Genomic DNA, 16,268 nt, shown 5'->3' on the forward strand with positions numbered 1-16,268 from the left:
AGTATGAAGGTGTCTACCTGCACGCCTGGGAAACCGGATCGCAGGCCAAGGCCGGCATCGGGCGCTGGATCACCTTCTAAAACCACCAAAGCCCACACACTGCCCATGGCGGTCAACCGCCCGCCGTGGTCTGCTTCAACACCATCGAAACCGATCAGCAGGTGCAGGCAGTAGCTTAACTCACCCGGAATGCTGTCCAAACATCGGCGAGTAGCTCAATCTGCCCGCTCTAGAGCAGTGGGATATCTTACCCGTCTAGAGCAGTAAGATATCTGGCCCCTGTTGAGCGGCAAGATATCTGCCTGTTCGAGTAGTGCAGCTTCATGCCACGTCTTCATCGGCCACGGTTAGCCCCAGCGTCCGATTAAGAGCATCATCCACCAATCCGCTGACCTTCATGCACATGCTCTGTCTGGTGCGGGTGCGCCAGTCCGTCATGGCTTTTCGGATAGATGGTATCGCTTTATCCGAGGGTGATGATGCCTCATCCCATATCCGATATCCCTGCCGGGTTGTGACTGTGGGCGCCGGATCAGCGTTGAGCGGCATCCCGTTGAAGAGATTCTTGAAGGGTTCGGTCAGCGCGTAGAGCGCGAACTGTGCCTGATCGCTCAGGCGGTAGAACGTGGCCCGCGTATTCTGATATTTGGGAAAGTGCGGCCCAGACACATCAAGTATTTCCTTATCTTTCAGATACTTAGTTGACAGCTTTACGCTGCTTAGGGGCAGACACGGGGCGGAGCTTATGTTCTCGTGGGTGTCATACCGCCACTTAGCCTTGGGATCGCCCCACGGCTTTTCACAGAGCCTTTGCAAGGGCTTTGCAGACCGCAAGAGCATCAAGTGATAGGACAGAAGAGACACGGCGTTTACGGACACAGGATCAGGGCAGAGGCACAGCAGACATTGCCCCCGCCGAAGATCAGAGCCGAAAACAAAACTGTACGGGTTATCCAGCGGGGGGAATGCCCCCGCCGTTCCAGTCTCGGTTGCATCGGCCATATCATGCGCCCGCCGCAATGGCTTCCAGATCGGACAGCCGATAGCGAACAAACTTCCCAATCTTGACGAATGGAATCTGCGGCGCGGTTCCAGCCTGCTTTGCCTGCCAACGGTCACGAGTAAAGAAGGCTTCGCTGCATTGCAGGTACTGTGCGGCTTGTTCGGTAATCATCAGTTTTTCGGGCATGGCTGCGCCTCATGGACAGGTTGCAATTTGTTTGCCCTGTCGATTTGCCCAGTCAGACCAGACGAACCGCCACTCCATTGTTCCGGCGCAGTTGAAAGATATGCCATCCTCAGCGGCATTCAATAGGGAAAGCAGCCCCTAGAATCAGCTAAACTCACCATGCAAACGCTTGCCGCAATCTTGGGAGTGACCATCTGTCGGATTTGTCCTTGAAATAGATGGATTTAGCCAAGAAGATTCAGAATGCGAGTGTCGGAAAATTCACCCTTTGGTTGCATTTTGTCCGTCCGGTCGGGCGTTGATAGGTGTCGATGATTGCCCTCGGCTGACTTCGGCGCATCGCCTGCCAAGCCTGCCAATAGGTCGATTTCGTCGTTCACGGCCTGTAGCGGCCCGCGCAACGCCTCTGCGCTCCGCCGGGATGGAGGTTTCGCTGCCGGTTTTCGCTGGCCCTTACCCCAGCCCTGGCCCTGGCCCTGGCCCTGGTCATTCGGTCAGCGAGGCGGGGATGACCCTTGCAATCGCGTATCTTCCGCCGCCGTAAACCGCCTGGGGTCAGAGGGGCGACCAGCCCTCCTCCGGCCCGCTTTCCGGGATCAGGTGCCAGCGTGCAGTGGTCCCGGCAAAGGCCGCATCGAGCCGCGTGGGGCTGAGATCGCTGCCTGCCACTTCGCGGATCAGAATGGTGATGTCGCGACCGGGATGGCTGCGGGCGGCTTCGGCGTATATCTCGGGATCCTGCTCGCCGCTGTCGCCGATCAGCAGAAAACGGCGGGCGGGGAAATCGGTCAGGATCTGCTGCAATATTGCGCCCTTATGGCGGACCGTGCTGCCCTCGCCGGGCAAAAGCCGGTTCCAGGCGGTGCTTTCGCGCAGATGCAGGCTGCCCGGCGGGAAGCCCTCGTCGCGGAGGAACCCGCTCAGCGCCGGGGCCAGCTGGATCGGGCTTGATGACAGGTAGTGGAAAGACGCGCCCGTCTTCCGCGCGAGGCGGCGGTAGAAGGCGGCCATGCCGGGGGCGGGTCTGAACGGCGCCATCAGGCTGTCGCGCAACAGCGCATGTGTATCGGCGACATTGCTGATTTTGATCGTGTCGTCGATATCCGAGATGATCGAAAGCCCCTCGGCGGGGACCAGATGGGCGATACCCTCGAAACGTTCCTCCGCACCGTCACGGCTGGTGTGAAAGCGGATCAGGCTGTGATCGCCCGGCGCAGGGATCCTGAGCCGCGCCGAGACCCGACCACCGCGATCCGTGGCGGGGAGGAGGTTTTCCGGCGCATCCAGCCCGTCGAAGCGGATCAGCAGTTCCTTGCCGCGCTCGGAATCGGTCAGGAACCAGCGGCTGCGCTCCGCGAAGATTGCGCTTGCCTCGGGGCCTGCGGCTTCCATGTCGATGCCGAGCGCCATGGTGAAGGCGCGCCGCGCACCGGGGCGGCGTTCGAACTCGAACACCCAGGCCTCGATATTGACCTCGATGACGCCCGGCAGCAGCGCGCGCGCATAGCCGGGCAGGAAGAGCACCGTTTCATCGGCTTTCAGCCCGCGTGCAAGCAGCCGCTCCGGCAATGCCGCAAGCCCGACCCCCGCCAGTATTCCACGCCGTGTCAACATCATCCGCCCTCCGCCAGTGGCCATGATCGACGCCGGGCCGGCGGCGGTCAATCCGGGCTGTCATCTGCCATCGGCAGGAAGATGCGGAAACGGGTGCCCCCACAAGGGATGCTGTCTGCGGTCAGGCTGCCGTCCTGGCGGGTCACGAGGTTCAGGCAGATCGGCAGGCCGAGGCCGGTGCCGCCCTCACGCCCGCGCGTGGTGAAGAAGGGGTCAAAGGCGCGCGCAAGGATTGCAGGATCCATGCCTGGCCCGTTATCGCTCAGCAGGATCACCACGCCGTCGCGCCCGTTCTCCGCCCCGTCTTCCAGCCGCAAGGTGATCTGCCCGCCCTGAGGCATCGCCTGGACCGCATTCGAGACAAGGTTGATCAGCACCTGCTGCAGCTCATGCGGGTTCATGCGGATCAGGCGCGTTGCGTGGATCTCTTCCACCAGCACCACGCCGGACCGCGCCAGCAAATGGCGGATCAGCGGTTTCAGCCCCCGGATCGCGGCGGCGGGGTCGGTGCTGAGCGGACCATCGGTGAATTCCTCGGGCCGGGCGAATTGCAACAGCTGCGCCACGAGGGCATTGATGCGCCGGATCTGTTCGTCGATCAGCCGCAGTTCCGGCGCGACATCAGAAGCGCGTTCCGCCAGCACCATGCGAATGACTTCCAGATTGCCGGAAATCACCGCCAGCGGGTTGTTGATCTCATGCGCGACCCCGGCGGTCACCTCGCCGATAGTGGCGAGTTTTTCTGCAAGGATCAGCTGACGGCTGGTGGCCCGGAGCGCCTGATTGGCGCGGGTCAGATCCTGGGTGCGTTCTTCTACCCGGGCATTCAGATCAGCATTCAGGCCGCGCAGTTCCTGGTCGCGGGTCGACAGCAGCGCGAGCAGCGCATCCAGATGGGTCGAGACCAGGGCGATTTCGGCAGCCCCCGGAACCGGACCGGTGCGTGCCCCCATATCGCCGGCCTCGACCAGCGCGATCGTGTCCCGCATCGCGGCAAGCGGGCGGAAAATGCCGCGCGCCCAGCTGAGCGCGAGCGGCACGAAAAACCCGCCGACCAGCAGGAATGCCGCGCCGATCATCACAAGCGTCACCTGCCGGGCCTTTGTGTAAGGCACTTTCGGGATGCCGGCGTAAAGCATTCCGACCCGGTTTCCCTGCACATCCGTCAATGCCTCATAGGCCGAGATATACCAGCCATTCACCACAAAGGCGGTGTCATGCCAGGACTGCCCCACGCCCAGCACCTGGGCCGAGACTGCCGCCGAAGCGCGGGTGCCGATGGCGCGTTCAGTCCCTGTGGGGCGCAGCGTGGTCGAGATGCGGGTATCGCCGAGGAACAGGGTGATGACGCCCAGGTCAAGACCCGGATCCAGCTCTGCGCCGATCTGCCCGGACAGCGCCGGATCGCTGGCCGGGTAGACCAGCGCCGAAATCCGGTCGATGAAATCCTCGTTCCGGTTCAGAAGGAGACCGCCGACGAGGCGACCATTCACGCCTTCAGGCAGGATCACCTGATCGGTGGCCAGAACCACGAGCCCGCGATCCTCGCTGGTCGCATCAGTGGGGCTGCTGCCTTCGGTTGGAATCAGCGGCACCTCGGCGCGGGCGGCAAGCCCGGGGGTCAGCTCTTCCAGCTCGGTGGGGGTGAAAACGGCCAGCCCGCCCTGTGGCTGCGACGGAACTCCGCCTGGCAGGTTCGTGCCGGTCAGCATCAGGAAATCCAGCCCGGCACTCTTTCGCGCCTCTTCCAGAAAGGCCGGCATCTCAGCCGGGGAGGCATCGCGATATGCAGCCGAGCGGGCAATCGCCGCCACGTCGCGCGCGGTATTGGCGGTGAGATGGTCGAGATATTGCCGCCCGACGGTCAGGTCACTGGTGACCCGTGCGGCGAGGATCTGGTCGGTGCGCATCAGCCAGCGCTGCATGGTGATGCCCAGCAGGATCGGGGTCAGAACCAGCATCGGCAGGAGCGCGATGATCAGCAGCCGTCCGCGCACCGAAGGCCAGCCGCCGCGCCGCGCCATGTCACTGCCCCAGCAGATCGGGCGGGAAGGCCCCGAGGATCAGCGCCCGCTCCACCAGGTTTCTCAGCTCGCGCACATTGCCGGGCCAGGGCCGCGCCATCAGGGCGGCTTCGACCCCGGATGTGATCGCGACCGGCGGCCTCCCCAGCCGTCCCGACAGCGTTTCCATGAAATGCGCGGCAAGGTCGATTACATCGCGCCCGCGCGCGGCCAGCGGCGGCATCGGAAGCTGGAGGATATTGATGCGGTGCCAGAGATCTTCGCGCAGCCGCCCGGTCGCGACCAGCATCGCCGGATCGGCATTGGTCGCGGAAATCAGGCGGATATCGACCGGCAACTCGCGTTCGGCGCCGACCGGGCGAATGCGGCGATCCTCCAGCACGCGCAACAGCCGGGCCTGGATCGAGAGCGGCAGCTCTGAGATTTCATCCAGAAACAATGTGCCGCCCTGGGCATGGAGGAAGAACCCGCGCCGCTCGCCGCCAACTTCGCCGAAGAGATCGGCTTCGGCATGGTCCTCATTCAGGGTCGCGCTGTTGACGGGCACGAAGGGCGCATCGCGTCGGTCCGACATCGCATGGATCAGCCGCGCCGCGACCTCTTTGCCACTGCCCGAGGGGCCGGTCAGCAAGACCGAAGACGGCAGCGGCGCCACCCGTGCAATGGTCTCGCGAATGGCGGTGATCGCGGGCGAGGTGCCGGTCAGCGCGACAGGGCCGGGCGTCATTTCCGACCCGCGCCGCAGCTCGTGTTTCAGGATCTGGTTCTCGCCCATCAGCCGCGCCTGTTCGGCCGAGCGCGCCACCGCCGTCAGCAACTGGTTCGACCGGAACGGCTTCAGGATCAGATCAACCACGCCGGCCTGCATCGCCTCGATCGCGATTTCCAGATCGGCAAAGGCGGAAATCAGGATCACCGGCGGCACGATGCCGCGCGCGCGCTGCGTCACCAGCCAGTCAAGGCCGCGATCATTGCCGAGGATATTGTCCAGCACGACCACATCGAAGGGCTCGACCGCGAGCCATTCCTGCGCCTCCTGGACCGAGGCCGCCAGCTCGATCCGCCGGCATTGCGGCCCAAGGATCCGCGCCATGAAATTGCGCATCCCCGGCTCATCATCCACCACCAGAACCGAAACGCGCGCCAGCTTTGCCGCAAAGCCGGGCGCGTTGGCGGGGCGTGTCAGGGGGCGGTCGGAAAGGGTCACGCGGCGGTCTCCTCGGGGACGGGCTCTTCCCGTGTCTGGCATTTTGACCGGGCCGGAACAAGGTTGGGATCAGGGGCGGAGCAGCCGGGATTCAGGCCGCCATCTGGCCGGAAAACCCGCTCAGCGCCTCTTCAAAGGCGCGCACCATCGGGGCCTGTGGTTCGCGCCGGATCAAAAGCGCGCCAAGACCATGGCTTTCGCCCTGGTCGCTGACGGGGAGGAGCCGGATCTCGTCCTGCTCCGCCAGCAGCGCCGTCAGGCTGTCGGGCACCAGGCTGCACCAGGCGCCCGAACGCAGATGCGCCAGAACCCCATCCAGCCCGGAACAAAGGATCGCAGGTTTCAGCGCCGGGCGCAGGAGCGGCAGATCAGCGGTCAGGCAAAGCGGCTGCGTCGCCACATCGGCCAGGCTGACCGGGCCGCCCGCAGCAAAGGGGTGGTCCTTGCGGCAGGCAAAATACAGCCGCATCTGCCAAAGCGGCAGGTGATGCGCCTGGTCGGATTTTGCCCGGCGCGCGGGCAGCCAGCCAAAGCCGCCATCCAGCGAGAAGTCAGTCAGGCCGGCCTCGATTCCCGCGCCATCCGCGAGCGAAATCTGGATGCGCGCCAGCGGGTTGCGGGCCTCGAAATACTCACAGAACTGCGCCATCATCGGCATCGCCGAGGCCGAGACCCCCAGCCGCAGCACCCCTGTCAGCCCGCCTTTGCGGCGCCCCGACAGATCGGCGCGCAGATTGCCATAATCCGAGAGGATCTGGCGCCCCCAGATCAGCACTTTCTCGCCTTCGGCGGTCAGGCCCTGAAAGCGCTGGCCGCGCAGGATCAGGGGCATCCCCAGATCATCCTCGAGCTTGCGGATCGCCAGAGACAAGGCAGGCTGGCTGACACCGCAGAGTTCCGCCGCGCGTCCGAAATGCTCTTCTTCGGCAAGGGTCACGAAGAAGTCGAGATGGCGGATCAGCATGGCATTGTCCGGGGTTCAGGTGCGGGGCGCGAAAGGGTGGCGGGGCTGGTATACCCGGGAACGATATGTTTTCATATATATAACGAAGCTGACGAATCACAGCCAAAACGGCAAATCACACAGCGCCGTCCCTTTGTCTGTCTGGGCCATTCGGACAGGCTGCCTCCTGCGGCGGATGATATCATCATATCACAGTTTCATGATTAACAATGCTTACTGCATCATAATTATTCTAAATCACAAAATAAATCCATTGCGGGACGGGGGTTTGGTAAAGCCATGTAATTGCCTCGGAATTTTTTCTGCCTGCGGATGCTGCACCATGTCGCGGCCCTGCCCCGGATCGTGCATCTTCTGTCTTGCCCGCTGCCGGAGCCGGCAGCTACTGCGACAGGGTAACGGTGTGCCATCGCACACAATCCCAGTCAGTCAAGGGCAGGAGCGGTTGCCATGGATGGTGCCAGGACAAAGATCGGGCGTCGCGGTTTTCTGAAAATCCTCGGCGCCGGAGCAGCGGCACTTTCGGCTCAGGCGATGGGGCTTTCAACTGCCGAGGCACAGGTCTCGGCAGGGGTGCGGCCGTTCAAGCTTTTGCGCGCGAAAGAGACCCGCAACAACTGCACCTATTGCTCGGTCGGTTGCGGCATTCTGATGTACAGTCTTGGCGACGGGTCAAAAAACGCCAAACCACGCATCTTCCATATCGAGGGTGACCCGGATCACCCGGTCTCGCGCGGGTCGCTTTGTCCGAAAGGCGCGGGGCTTCTGGATATGATCCATTCCAAGGGCCGGCTGACGCATCCCGAATATCGCGCGCCCGGGGCAACCGAGTGGGTGAAGATCAGCTGGGAGGATGCGACCAAACGCATCGCGCGGCTGTTGAAAGACGATCGTGACGCGAATTTCATCTCGCATAACGAACAGGGGCAGCTGGTGAACCGCTGGCTTTCCTCGGGGATGCTGGCCTCGTCTGCGGCATCGAACGAGACGGGCGTCTTGGATTACAAATTCTCCCGCGCTCTGGGGATGCTGGGGATCGACTGCCAGGCGCGGCTTTGCCATGCGCCGACGGTGTCTGCGCTGGCGCCCTCGTTCGGGCGCGGCGCGATGACCAATCACTGGGTCGACATCAAGAACGCCAATGTGGTGATCGTGATGGGCGGCAACCCGGCCGAGGCGCATCCCGTCGGCTTCAAATGGGTGATCGAGGCTAAGATCAAGAACAAGGCAAAGGTGATCGTGGTTGATCCGCGGTTCAACCGGACGGCCTCGGTCGCGGATATTTTCTCGCCCATTCGCGCCGGATCTGATGCGGCCTTCCTGATGGGGATGGTGCGCTATCTGCTCGATACCGATCAGATCCAGCATGACTATGTGCGCGATTACACCAATGCCGCGCTGATCGTGCGCGATGATTTCGCCTTTGATGAGGGCGTGTTCTCGGGCTTCAATGCCGAGACCAACAGCTACGACAAGACCTCCTGGACCTATGCGCGCGGTGAGGACGGGCTGGCTTTGCGTGATGAGACGATGACGCATCCACGGTCGGTCCTGCAGCTGCTGAAAGCCCATGTCGACCGCTACACGCCCGAGATGGTTGAGGAAATCACCGGCGTCAAAAAAGCCGATTTCCTGCAGATCGCCGAGGTGATCGGGTCCTGTTCTGCGAAGAACAAGACCATGACCTGGCTCTACGCGCTTGGCTGGACCCACCATACCGGCGGCGCGCAGATCATCCGGGGTGCGGCGATGATCCAGCTTTTGCTGGGGAATATCGGCATGGCCGGCGGCGGCGTGAACGCGCTGCGCGGGCATTCGAATATCCAGGGCTATACCGATCTGGGTCTGCTGTCCCTGCGTGTGCCGGGCTATATGAACCTGCCGTCCGATAAACAGACCAGCCTCGCGCAATATCTCGACGAGACGACGCCGAAGGATGTCACGCCCGGCCAGGTCAATTACTGGAAACACACGCCGAAATTCTTCATCTCTTATCTGAAGAACCAATACGGCCACCACGCCACCAAAGAGAACGACTTCGCCTTTGATCTCCTGCCGAAATGGGATCGCAGCTATGACATGCTGGCCTATTTCGACATGATGTATAACGGTCAGGTCAACGGCTATATCGCGCAGGGCTTCAACCCGCTGGCGGCGATGCCGGATAAGAACAAGACCTCCAAGGCACTGGCGAACCTCAAGTTTCTGGTGATCATCGACCCGCTGGCGACCGAGACCTCGAACTTCTGGAGGAATGAAGGCCGGTTCAATGATGTCCCCACCGAGGAAATCATGACCGAGGTTTTCCGCCTGCCCTCGAACTGTTTCGCGGAAGAAGACGGCGCGATTGTGAACTCGGGCCGCTGGCTGCAATGGCATTTTGCCGGGCAGGAGCCTCCGGGCGAGGCGCGCCATGACCCGGCGATCCTTGGCGGCATCATGATGGAGCTGCGGCGGCTTTACGAGACCGAAGGCGGCGCCTGCCCCGAACAGGTTCTGCACATGACCTGGGATCATGAGACCTATCACGACCCCTATTTCCCGCATCCTGAGGAAATGGCGAAAGAGGCCAATGGCTATGCGCTGGAAGACGTTTTCGACGAGAACGGCGTCCAGATCCTGCGCAAGGGCCAGCTGCTGGATAACTTTGGCCAGCTGCGCGATGACGGCACCACACAAAGCTTTTGCTGGGTCTTTGCCGGGTCCTGGACGGAAAAGGGCAACCAGATGGCCAATCGGGACAATACCGATACAGGTCTTGGAAACACGCCTGGCTGGTCCTGGGCCTGGCCCGCGAACCGGCGTATCCTCTACAACCGCGCCAGCATGGATAAAGACGGCAATCCCTGGGACCCCGACCGCGCCATTCTGCACTGGAATGGTGAGAAATGGGTTGGCGCGGATATTCCCGACTTCCCGGCGACGATCCCGCCCGGCGGCCCGGCTATGCCGTTCATCATGCTGCCCGAAGGCGTGGGCCGGCTGTTTTCCGAAAAGGGCATGAACGATGGCCCCTTCCCCGAACATTACGAGCCGGTCGAAAGCCCGATCGCGAAGAACCCACTGCATGAGGTCGTGACCCATAACCCGACCGCGCGGATCTTCCAGAATGACCGCGAGCGGATGGGAAACCGGAATGACTACCCCTATGTGGCCACGACCTATTCGGTGACGGAGCTGTTCCGCCACTGGACGAAGCACAGCCATCTGAACGCCATGCTACAACCCGAGCAATTCATCGAAATGGGTGAAAAGCTGGCGCTCGAGAAGGGCATCAAACATGGCGATACCGTCAAGGTAACGACCAAACGCGGCTATATCACCGCCAAGGCCGTGGTGACGAAACGGATGCGCACGCTGAATGTCGCGGGCCAGGAGGTCGAACAAATCGGCATCCCCTGTCACTGGGGCTTCGAGGGCGCGACGCGCAAGGGCTATCTCGCCAATACGCTGGCGCCTGGCGTGGGCGATGCGAACTCGCAAACGCCTGAATTCAAGGCCTTCCTTGTCAATGTCGAAAAAGCGGTGGGGGAACTGGCATGAACTCGCAAAATATCGTCCGCCGCTCGGCGACTTCCGATCTGACCCCGGCACCCCAGATCCGGGACCACCAGATGGAGGTCGCCAAACTGATCGATGTCTCGATCTGTATCGGCTGCAAGGCCTGCCAGGTCGCGTGTAACGAATGGAACGATCTGCGCGGGCCCGTTGAGAATAACGTGGGCGTCTATGACAACCCCGCCGATCTGCATCCCGAGACCTGGACGCTGATGCGGTTCACCGAACATGTTGACGAGAATGACAAATTCGAATGGCTGATCCGCAAGGATGGCTGCATGCATTGCGAGGATCCGGGCTGCCTGAAAGCCTGCCCGATCCCCGGCGCGATTGTGCAATATGCCAATGGCGTGGTTGATTTCCAAAGCGACCTCTGCGTCGGCTGCGGCTATTGTGTCGCGGGTTGCCCCTTCAACGTGCCGCGCATCTCGAAGACCGATCACAAGGCCTATAAATGCACGTTATGCTCGGATCGTCTGGCGGTTGGCCAGGCCCCGGCCTGTGCCAAAACCTGCCCGACCGGTGCGATTGCGTTCGGGTCAAAAGAAGAGATGAAAGACCTCGCCGCGACCCGCGTGGCAGAGCTGAACGAGCGCGGTTACGAGAATGCGGGCCTTTACGATCCGGCAGGCGTTGGCGGCACTCATGTGATGTATGTGCTGCAACATGCCGATGACCCCGAGCGCTATGCCGGCCTGCCGAAAGATCCGAAAATTTCGCCCATCGTCGAGGGCTGGAAGGATCTGCTGAAACCCGCCGCTGCCGTGGCAGGTGCGGTCGCGGTCGGCGCGATGGCGGCGCATTTCATCGGCGTCGGCCCCAATACCACCGATGATGATGACCACCCCGAAGGGTCGGACGGCAAGATGCCGGAAGAGCCGAAGAACAACGTCACACCGTTCCCGCAACACGCGGCAGAGTGAGGGGCGCGTCATGGGTAAACCGAAAAAAGACCAGATCCTGCGCACGAAATTCCTCGAGCGGCTCTGCCACTGGAGCATCGTTCTGTGCTTCTTTTTTGCCGCAACTTCGGGGATCTCCTGGTTCTTCCCGACCTTTTCCTGGCTCTCGGGTTTCCTCGGCTCGCCCCAGATGGCGCGGGTACTGCACCCGTTCTTCGGGATCGCGGTGTTTCTTGGGCTTTGCTACATGTTCAAACGGTTCATGCATCACAACCTGCCGGCCAGGACCGACAAGATCTGGTTCAAAAATGTGGTGCCGGTGCTGGCGGGGGATCACTCCCGTAAACTTCGGATCGGTAAATACAATGCCGGGCAGAAGGTGCTGTTCTGGCTGATCATGTCCTCGATCCTGGTACTGCTGATCTCGGGTCTGATCATGTGGCGCGCCTGGTTCGCGGAATATTTCCCGATCCAGGTGCTGCGCCTTGCCATCCTCGCGCATTCTGTGGCCGGGATCGGACTGATCCTCTTGATCCTCGGTCATATCTACCTTGCAATCTGGGTCAGGGGCTCGATCACCGGCATGGTGACGGGCTATGTCTCGAAACGCTGGGCGGCGCAGCATCATGACCGCTGGGCCGAAGAAGTTGACTCCGGGAAGGCCGACCATTGAGCATCCACCCCATCCCCGAGGCACGCCATTTCGACCCGATCCTGCGCGAGGATCTCGGCGCGCTTTATACCGCCCGTGCGGCGCGGCTGCGGCAACTGGCCGAGGGGCATGAGCTTTCGGCCTTCCTCAGTCTTGCGGCTGAGATTACGTTCGCGCAGCACGCCGCGATCCGGGCCGATTATGCCGGAACAGAGCCGGTTGATGCCGCCCGTATCGCGGCATCGGGCCGCTGGCTGCCGGGGCTTGAAACGATGATCGCGCAGCTTGGCGGGCGCGTTCCCGAAGGCGTCCGTCCGCATCTTGACCGGCTGGCCGCGCTGCCCGAGGCCGACAAGATCACAGCCGCTCTGGCCTTGGCCGAAAGCCGTTTCGACGCGGTTGATCCGGCGCTGGCGCCGTTCATCTGGGCTGCCTTGTCGGTTGAGGTGGCCCAGGCCGCCCGTGCCGCCCACCTGCCCGCGAAGACAGATGAGGAAACGCCCTGTTGCCCGGTCTGTGGGTCGCATCCGGTGGCAAGCCATATCCATACCAGCGAACGCCAGGGGATGCGCTATCTGCATTGTGCGCTTTGCGATTGCGAATGGCATATGGTGCGGGCGAAATGTTCCTGCTGCGGTGATGCCGGTCAGCTGGATTACCTCAGTTTCGACACGCCCGAGGCGGCGATCCGGGCCGAGGCCTGCAATGACTGCGGCGGCTATCTCAAGGTGATCAGCGCCGAGCGTGATCCGGATGTCGAGACCGTGGCCGATGATCTGGCCAGCCTGGTGCTGGATGATGCAGCAGTGTCTGAAGGCTTTGGCCGCACCGGGTTCAACCCTTTCGCGCTTCCGGGCTGAGGCGCGCGCGGCGCCGGGCCGCAAGATCCGGAATGGTCCGGTCATTTCGCCGCAATGGCTTTTCCTGAACCGCGCGGCAGGAGATAAGCCTCTGACCGGGATCAGAGCGGTGGGATCATGGCTGCGTTTGACTATATCATCATCGGGGCGGGATCGGCCGGCTCGGTTCTGGCGGAACGGCTGAGCGCCTCGGGCAGGTTCACTGTGCTGGTGCTGGAGGCCGGCGGCAGTGACCGGCGGTTCATGATCCGGATGCCGGCCGGCTATGGCCACAGCTTTTACAATCCGAAGGTGAACTGGTGTTTCTGGACCGGCCCGCAAGCGGCGCTGGCCGGGCGGCAATCCTACTGGCCGCGCGGCAAGGTGCTGGGCGGGTCTTCCTCGATCAATGCGATGGTCTGGGTGCGTGGTCAGCACAGCGATTTCGACGACTGGCAGGCGCATGGCAATCCCGGCTGGGGCTGGGACGATGTGCTGCCGCATTTTCGCGCGATCGAAACCTGGGAGGGCGGCGAGGATGCCTGGCGCGGTGGTTCGGGCGGGGTGAAGGTCGGGGAAATGGGCGCTTCGGTGCATCCGCTCAGCCGTGACTGGCTGGCGGCAGCGAAAAGCGCAGGGTTCAGCGAGACCCCGGATTACAATGGCGCGACGCAGGAAGGTGTCTCGATCTACCAGATCAGCGCGGCAAAGGGCCTGCGGTCTTCTGCGGCCACCGCCTTCCTGCATCCGGCGATGCGGCGCGCCAATCTCAGGGTCGAGACCGGGGCGCTCGTGAACCGTCTGACGATCTCGGAGGGGCGGGTTACGGGTGTTGAATATGCGCGGGATGGCCAGGTCATGACCGCCACGGCGCGGGCCGAGGTGATCCTGTCTGCGGGTGCGGTGCTGTCGCCGGTGATCCTGCAACGGTCCGGCCTCGGGCCGGGCGCGCTGTTGCAAAGCCGGGATGTGGGCGTGATCCGCGATCTGCCGGCCATTGGCGCCAATCTTCAGGACCATCTGGGGATCGACTATCTCTTCCGCTCGAAAGTGCCGACGCTGAACACGCAGCTCAGACCCTGGCTCGGGCGCGCGATGCTGGGGCTGCGATACCTGCTGTTGCGCGATGGCCCGCTGGCGATTTCGGTCAACCAGGCGGGTGGCTTCGTGCGCTCGCGCCCCGGGCTCGACCGGGTCGATCAGCAGCTTTATTTCTCGCCGGTCAGCTACTCAAAGCCAACGCCGGGCAAGCGGAGACTGACGCTGCCGGACCCGTTTCCGGGGTTTTTCATCGGCGTCCAGCCCTGCCGGCCCGAAAGCCGGGGTCGGATAAGCCTGGCATCAATCGACCCGAATGCGCCGCCTGTGATCGAGCCGGATTACCTGTCTGCACCGGGCGATATGGCGCAGATGCTGGACGGGGTGCGGCTGATCCGGCGCATTGCGGAACGCCCCGAGATCGCCCGCTATATCGAGGCAGAGATGCAGCCTGGCCCGGATATCAGGGATGAAGAGGCGCTGATCGCCGATATCCGCGCCCGCGCCGGCAGCGTGTTCCATGCCTGCGGCACCTGCCGGATGGGACCGGATGACGGGACCAATGCAGTCGACCCGAAGCTGCGGCTTTACGGGATCGAAGGGCTGCGGGTGGTGGATGCCTCGGCCTTTCCGAATGTCACCTCCGGCAATATCAACGCGCCGGTGATCATGCTGGCCGACCGCGCCGCAGCGATGATCCTCGCGGAGCGTTAACCGGTCTCTGCGGCGATCTGCGCTTCGAGCACCGAGGCAAGCACCCCGACCCCGCGCTGGATCGTGCGGGGCGGCACCGCCGTCACCCCCAGCACCAGCCCGGCGGGGCAGGGGTCAGGGCCAAAGCGAAAGCGGTCAAGGCCCGAGACGACAAGCCCCGCCGCCTCACAGGCGCTGACCACGGCGGGCTCGGACAATGCGGGATGTCGGAACGTGCCGATTCGGTGAAACCCCGCGGCGGGCGAGGCGCGCAATTCCATCAGCCCGTCAAGCCGGCTCGCCGCAGCCTCGGCAAAGGCCAGGTGGCGCGCGGCATAGATTTCGCGCATCCGGCGCAGATGGGTGGCGAAATGGCCCTCGGCGATAAAACGGGCCAGCACCGCCTGGCTGTCAGGCGAGACGCCTTGCAGGAAGGCGCGCGAGACATGCGAGAACACATCGACCAGCGGCGGCGGTGCGATGTAAAAGCCCAGCCGCAGCGCCGGAAACAGGTTTTTGGAAAAGGTGCCGACATAGATCACCCGATCCGCACGATCCGCGCTTTTCAGCGTCGGGAGCGGTCGCCCGTCATAGCGAAACTCGCCGTCGTAATCATCTTCAATGATCCAGCCATCGCAGTCATAGGCGGCGCGCAACAGCGCCGCGCGCCGCGCAAGGCTCATCTCGGCCCCGGTCGGATGCTGATGCGAGGGCGTGACAAAGGCCAGCCGGAACGCAGGCGCGCGGGCAAGGCCGGCGGCCACATCCAGCCCCTCGTCATCGACCGGAACCGGGATCATGTCAGCCCCGCAGGCGATCAGGCTGTTGCGGGCGCCAATGGCGCCGGGGTTCTCGAACCAGACCGGATCGCCGGGGTTCAGCAGCACGCGGCCGATCACGTCAAAGGCCTGCTGGGCGCCTGCCGTGATGAAAATCTGTTCCGCCTCGCAGGCGATGCCGCGATTGGCGCGCAGGTGATCGGCAATGGCGCGGCGCAGATCGGGATCGCCCTCGGGTTCGGCATAGCCAAGGATGTGGTTGCGCGACGATCTCCAGTGGCTGGCGGTAAGGCGTGCCCAGATCGCCAGCGGGAAACTGTCGAAATCGGGGAGGCCAGTGACAAAGGCGCGGGGCTGACGCGGATGCGGCAGGCGCTGGTGAAAGCGCTGCGACGCAGTGTCGATGGCGGTCGAGAGCCGGGCCGTGCGGGCCTCCGGCGGCGGCTCGACGCCGATGATCCCCTGCGGCAGCCCCGCCCCGGCCTGGGCCGAAACGTAGGACCCCGATCCGGTCCGCGCCTCGATCAGCCCTTCGGACAAAAGCCGGTCATAGACTGCCACAGCCGTCGTGCGCGAAATATCGAGATCCTGGGCGAGGCTGCGGCTTGACGGCAGGCGCCGTCCCGGCGACAGATCACCCGCAAGGATCAGCCCACGCAAAGCCGCACAGACCTGCAAGGTGATCGAGGCCTGCAGGCTGCGGTCGATGCGCAGACCGAAGAGCAACTCTCCAGATGAGCGTTTGACCAAATCCTTGCCCCTTCCCACGGTCGACCGGCGGCAACCGGCTTCCGACAATTTCGAAAGTG

General features: G+C 63.2%; 13 protein-coding genes. 5 read left to right on the forward strand and 8 right to left on the reverse strand.

The annotated features are described in order from the left end of the window. From JC607_RS25310 to JC607_RS03815, 7 genes are all read right to left on the reverse strand, one after another. A partial coding sequence (locus JC607_RS25310; protein WP_233092613.1) for a hypothetical protein occupies positions 1–200 on the reverse strand: 200 nt, incomplete at its 3' end. Positions 201–321: 121 nt separating this feature from the next. After that, on the reverse strand, positions 322–1,002 hold the full coding sequence (locus JC607_RS03790; protein WP_198835622.1) for a hypothetical protein: 681 nt from the start codon (positions 1,000–1,002) through the stop codon (positions 322–324). A gap of 1 nt (position 1,003) precedes the next feature. After that, the gene (locus JC607_RS03795) at positions 1,004–1,189 is read right to left on the reverse strand and encodes a helix-turn-helix domain-containing protein (protein ID WP_198835623.1); all 186 of its coding nucleotides are present in this window, start codon (positions 1,187–1,189) and stop codon (positions 1,004–1,006) included. A 555-nt stretch (positions 1,190–1,744) separates the two neighbouring features. Next, positions 1,745–2,806, reverse strand: a complete 1,062-nt coding sequence (locus JC607_RS03800) for a phosphatase domain-containing protein (RefSeq protein WP_198835624.1) — start codon at positions 2,804–2,806, stop codon at positions 1,745–1,747. Positions 2,807–2,850: 44 nt separating this feature from the next. Then, positions 2,851–4,827 (reverse strand): ATP-binding protein, encoded by a 1,977-nt coding sequence (locus JC607_RS03805; RefSeq protein ID WP_198835625.1) that lies wholly within the window; start codon positions 4,825–4,827, stop codon positions 2,851–2,853. A gap of 1 nt (position 4,828) precedes the next feature. Further along, positions 4,829–6,034, reverse strand: coding sequence for a sigma-54-dependent transcriptional regulator (locus tag JC607_RS03810; RefSeq protein ID WP_370584745.1), 1,206 nt, complete (start codon positions 6,032–6,034; stop codon positions 4,829–4,831). 91 nt (positions 6,035–6,125) lie between these two features. Beyond that, the gene (locus JC607_RS03815; protein ID WP_198835627.1) at positions 6,126–6,998 is read right to left on the reverse strand and encodes a LysR family transcriptional regulator; all 873 of its coding nucleotides are present in this window, start codon (positions 6,996–6,998) and stop codon (positions 6,126–6,128) included. A gap of 450 nt (positions 6,999–7,448) precedes the next feature. On the opposite strand from JC607_RS03815, the gene fdnG reads away from it, so the two are divergent. The 5 genes from fdnG (at position 7,449) to JC607_RS03840 (ending at position 14,701) form a co-directional block, all read left to right on the forward strand. Next, on the forward strand, positions 7,449–10,541 hold the full coding sequence (gene fdnG, locus JC607_RS03820; protein WP_198835628.1) for a formate dehydrogenase-N subunit alpha: 3,093 nt from the start codon (positions 7,449–7,451) through the stop codon (positions 10,539–10,541). Continuing rightward, complete coding sequence (gene fdxH / locus JC607_RS03825) at positions 10,538–11,479, forward strand: formate dehydrogenase subunit beta (protein ID WP_198835629.1); 942 nt, start codon at positions 10,538–10,540, stop codon at positions 11,477–11,479. Before fdnG ends, fdxH begins: the two co-directional genes overlap by 4 nt. A gap of 10 nt (positions 11,480–11,489) precedes the next feature. Then, complete coding sequence (locus JC607_RS03830) at positions 11,490–12,131, forward strand: formate dehydrogenase subunit gamma (RefSeq protein WP_198835630.1); 642 nt, start codon at positions 11,490–11,492, stop codon at positions 12,129–12,131. Next, the gene (gene fdhE / locus JC607_RS03835) at positions 12,128–12,970 is read left to right on the forward strand and encodes a formate dehydrogenase accessory protein FdhE (RefSeq protein ID WP_198835631.1); all 843 of its coding nucleotides are present in this window, start codon (positions 12,128–12,130) and stop codon (positions 12,968–12,970) included. The genes JC607_RS03830 and fdhE overlap by 4 nt, the downstream gene beginning before the upstream one ends. 117 nt (positions 12,971–13,087) lie before the next feature. Beyond that, positions 13,088–14,701 (forward strand): GMC family oxidoreductase, encoded by a 1,614-nt coding sequence (locus tag JC607_RS03840; RefSeq protein WP_198835632.1) that lies wholly within the window; start codon positions 13,088–13,090, stop codon positions 14,699–14,701. Here the strand turns inward: JC607_RS03840 and JC607_RS03845 are convergent. Next, a complete protein-coding gene (locus JC607_RS03845) occupies positions 14,698–16,209 on the reverse strand; it encodes a PLP-dependent aminotransferase family protein (protein WP_233092614.1) in 1,512 nt (503 codons plus the stop codon). The two genes, JC607_RS03840 and JC607_RS03845, sit on opposite strands and share 4 nt — an antisense overlap. Positions 16,210–16,268 lie beyond the last annotated feature (59 nt).

Origin of the sequence: Paracoccus sp. IB05, from assembly GCF_016405985.1 — a bacterium.
In the GTDB taxonomy this organism is placed as follows: Bacteria; Pseudomonadota; Alphaproteobacteria; order Rhodobacterales; family Rhodobacteraceae; genus Pseudogemmobacter.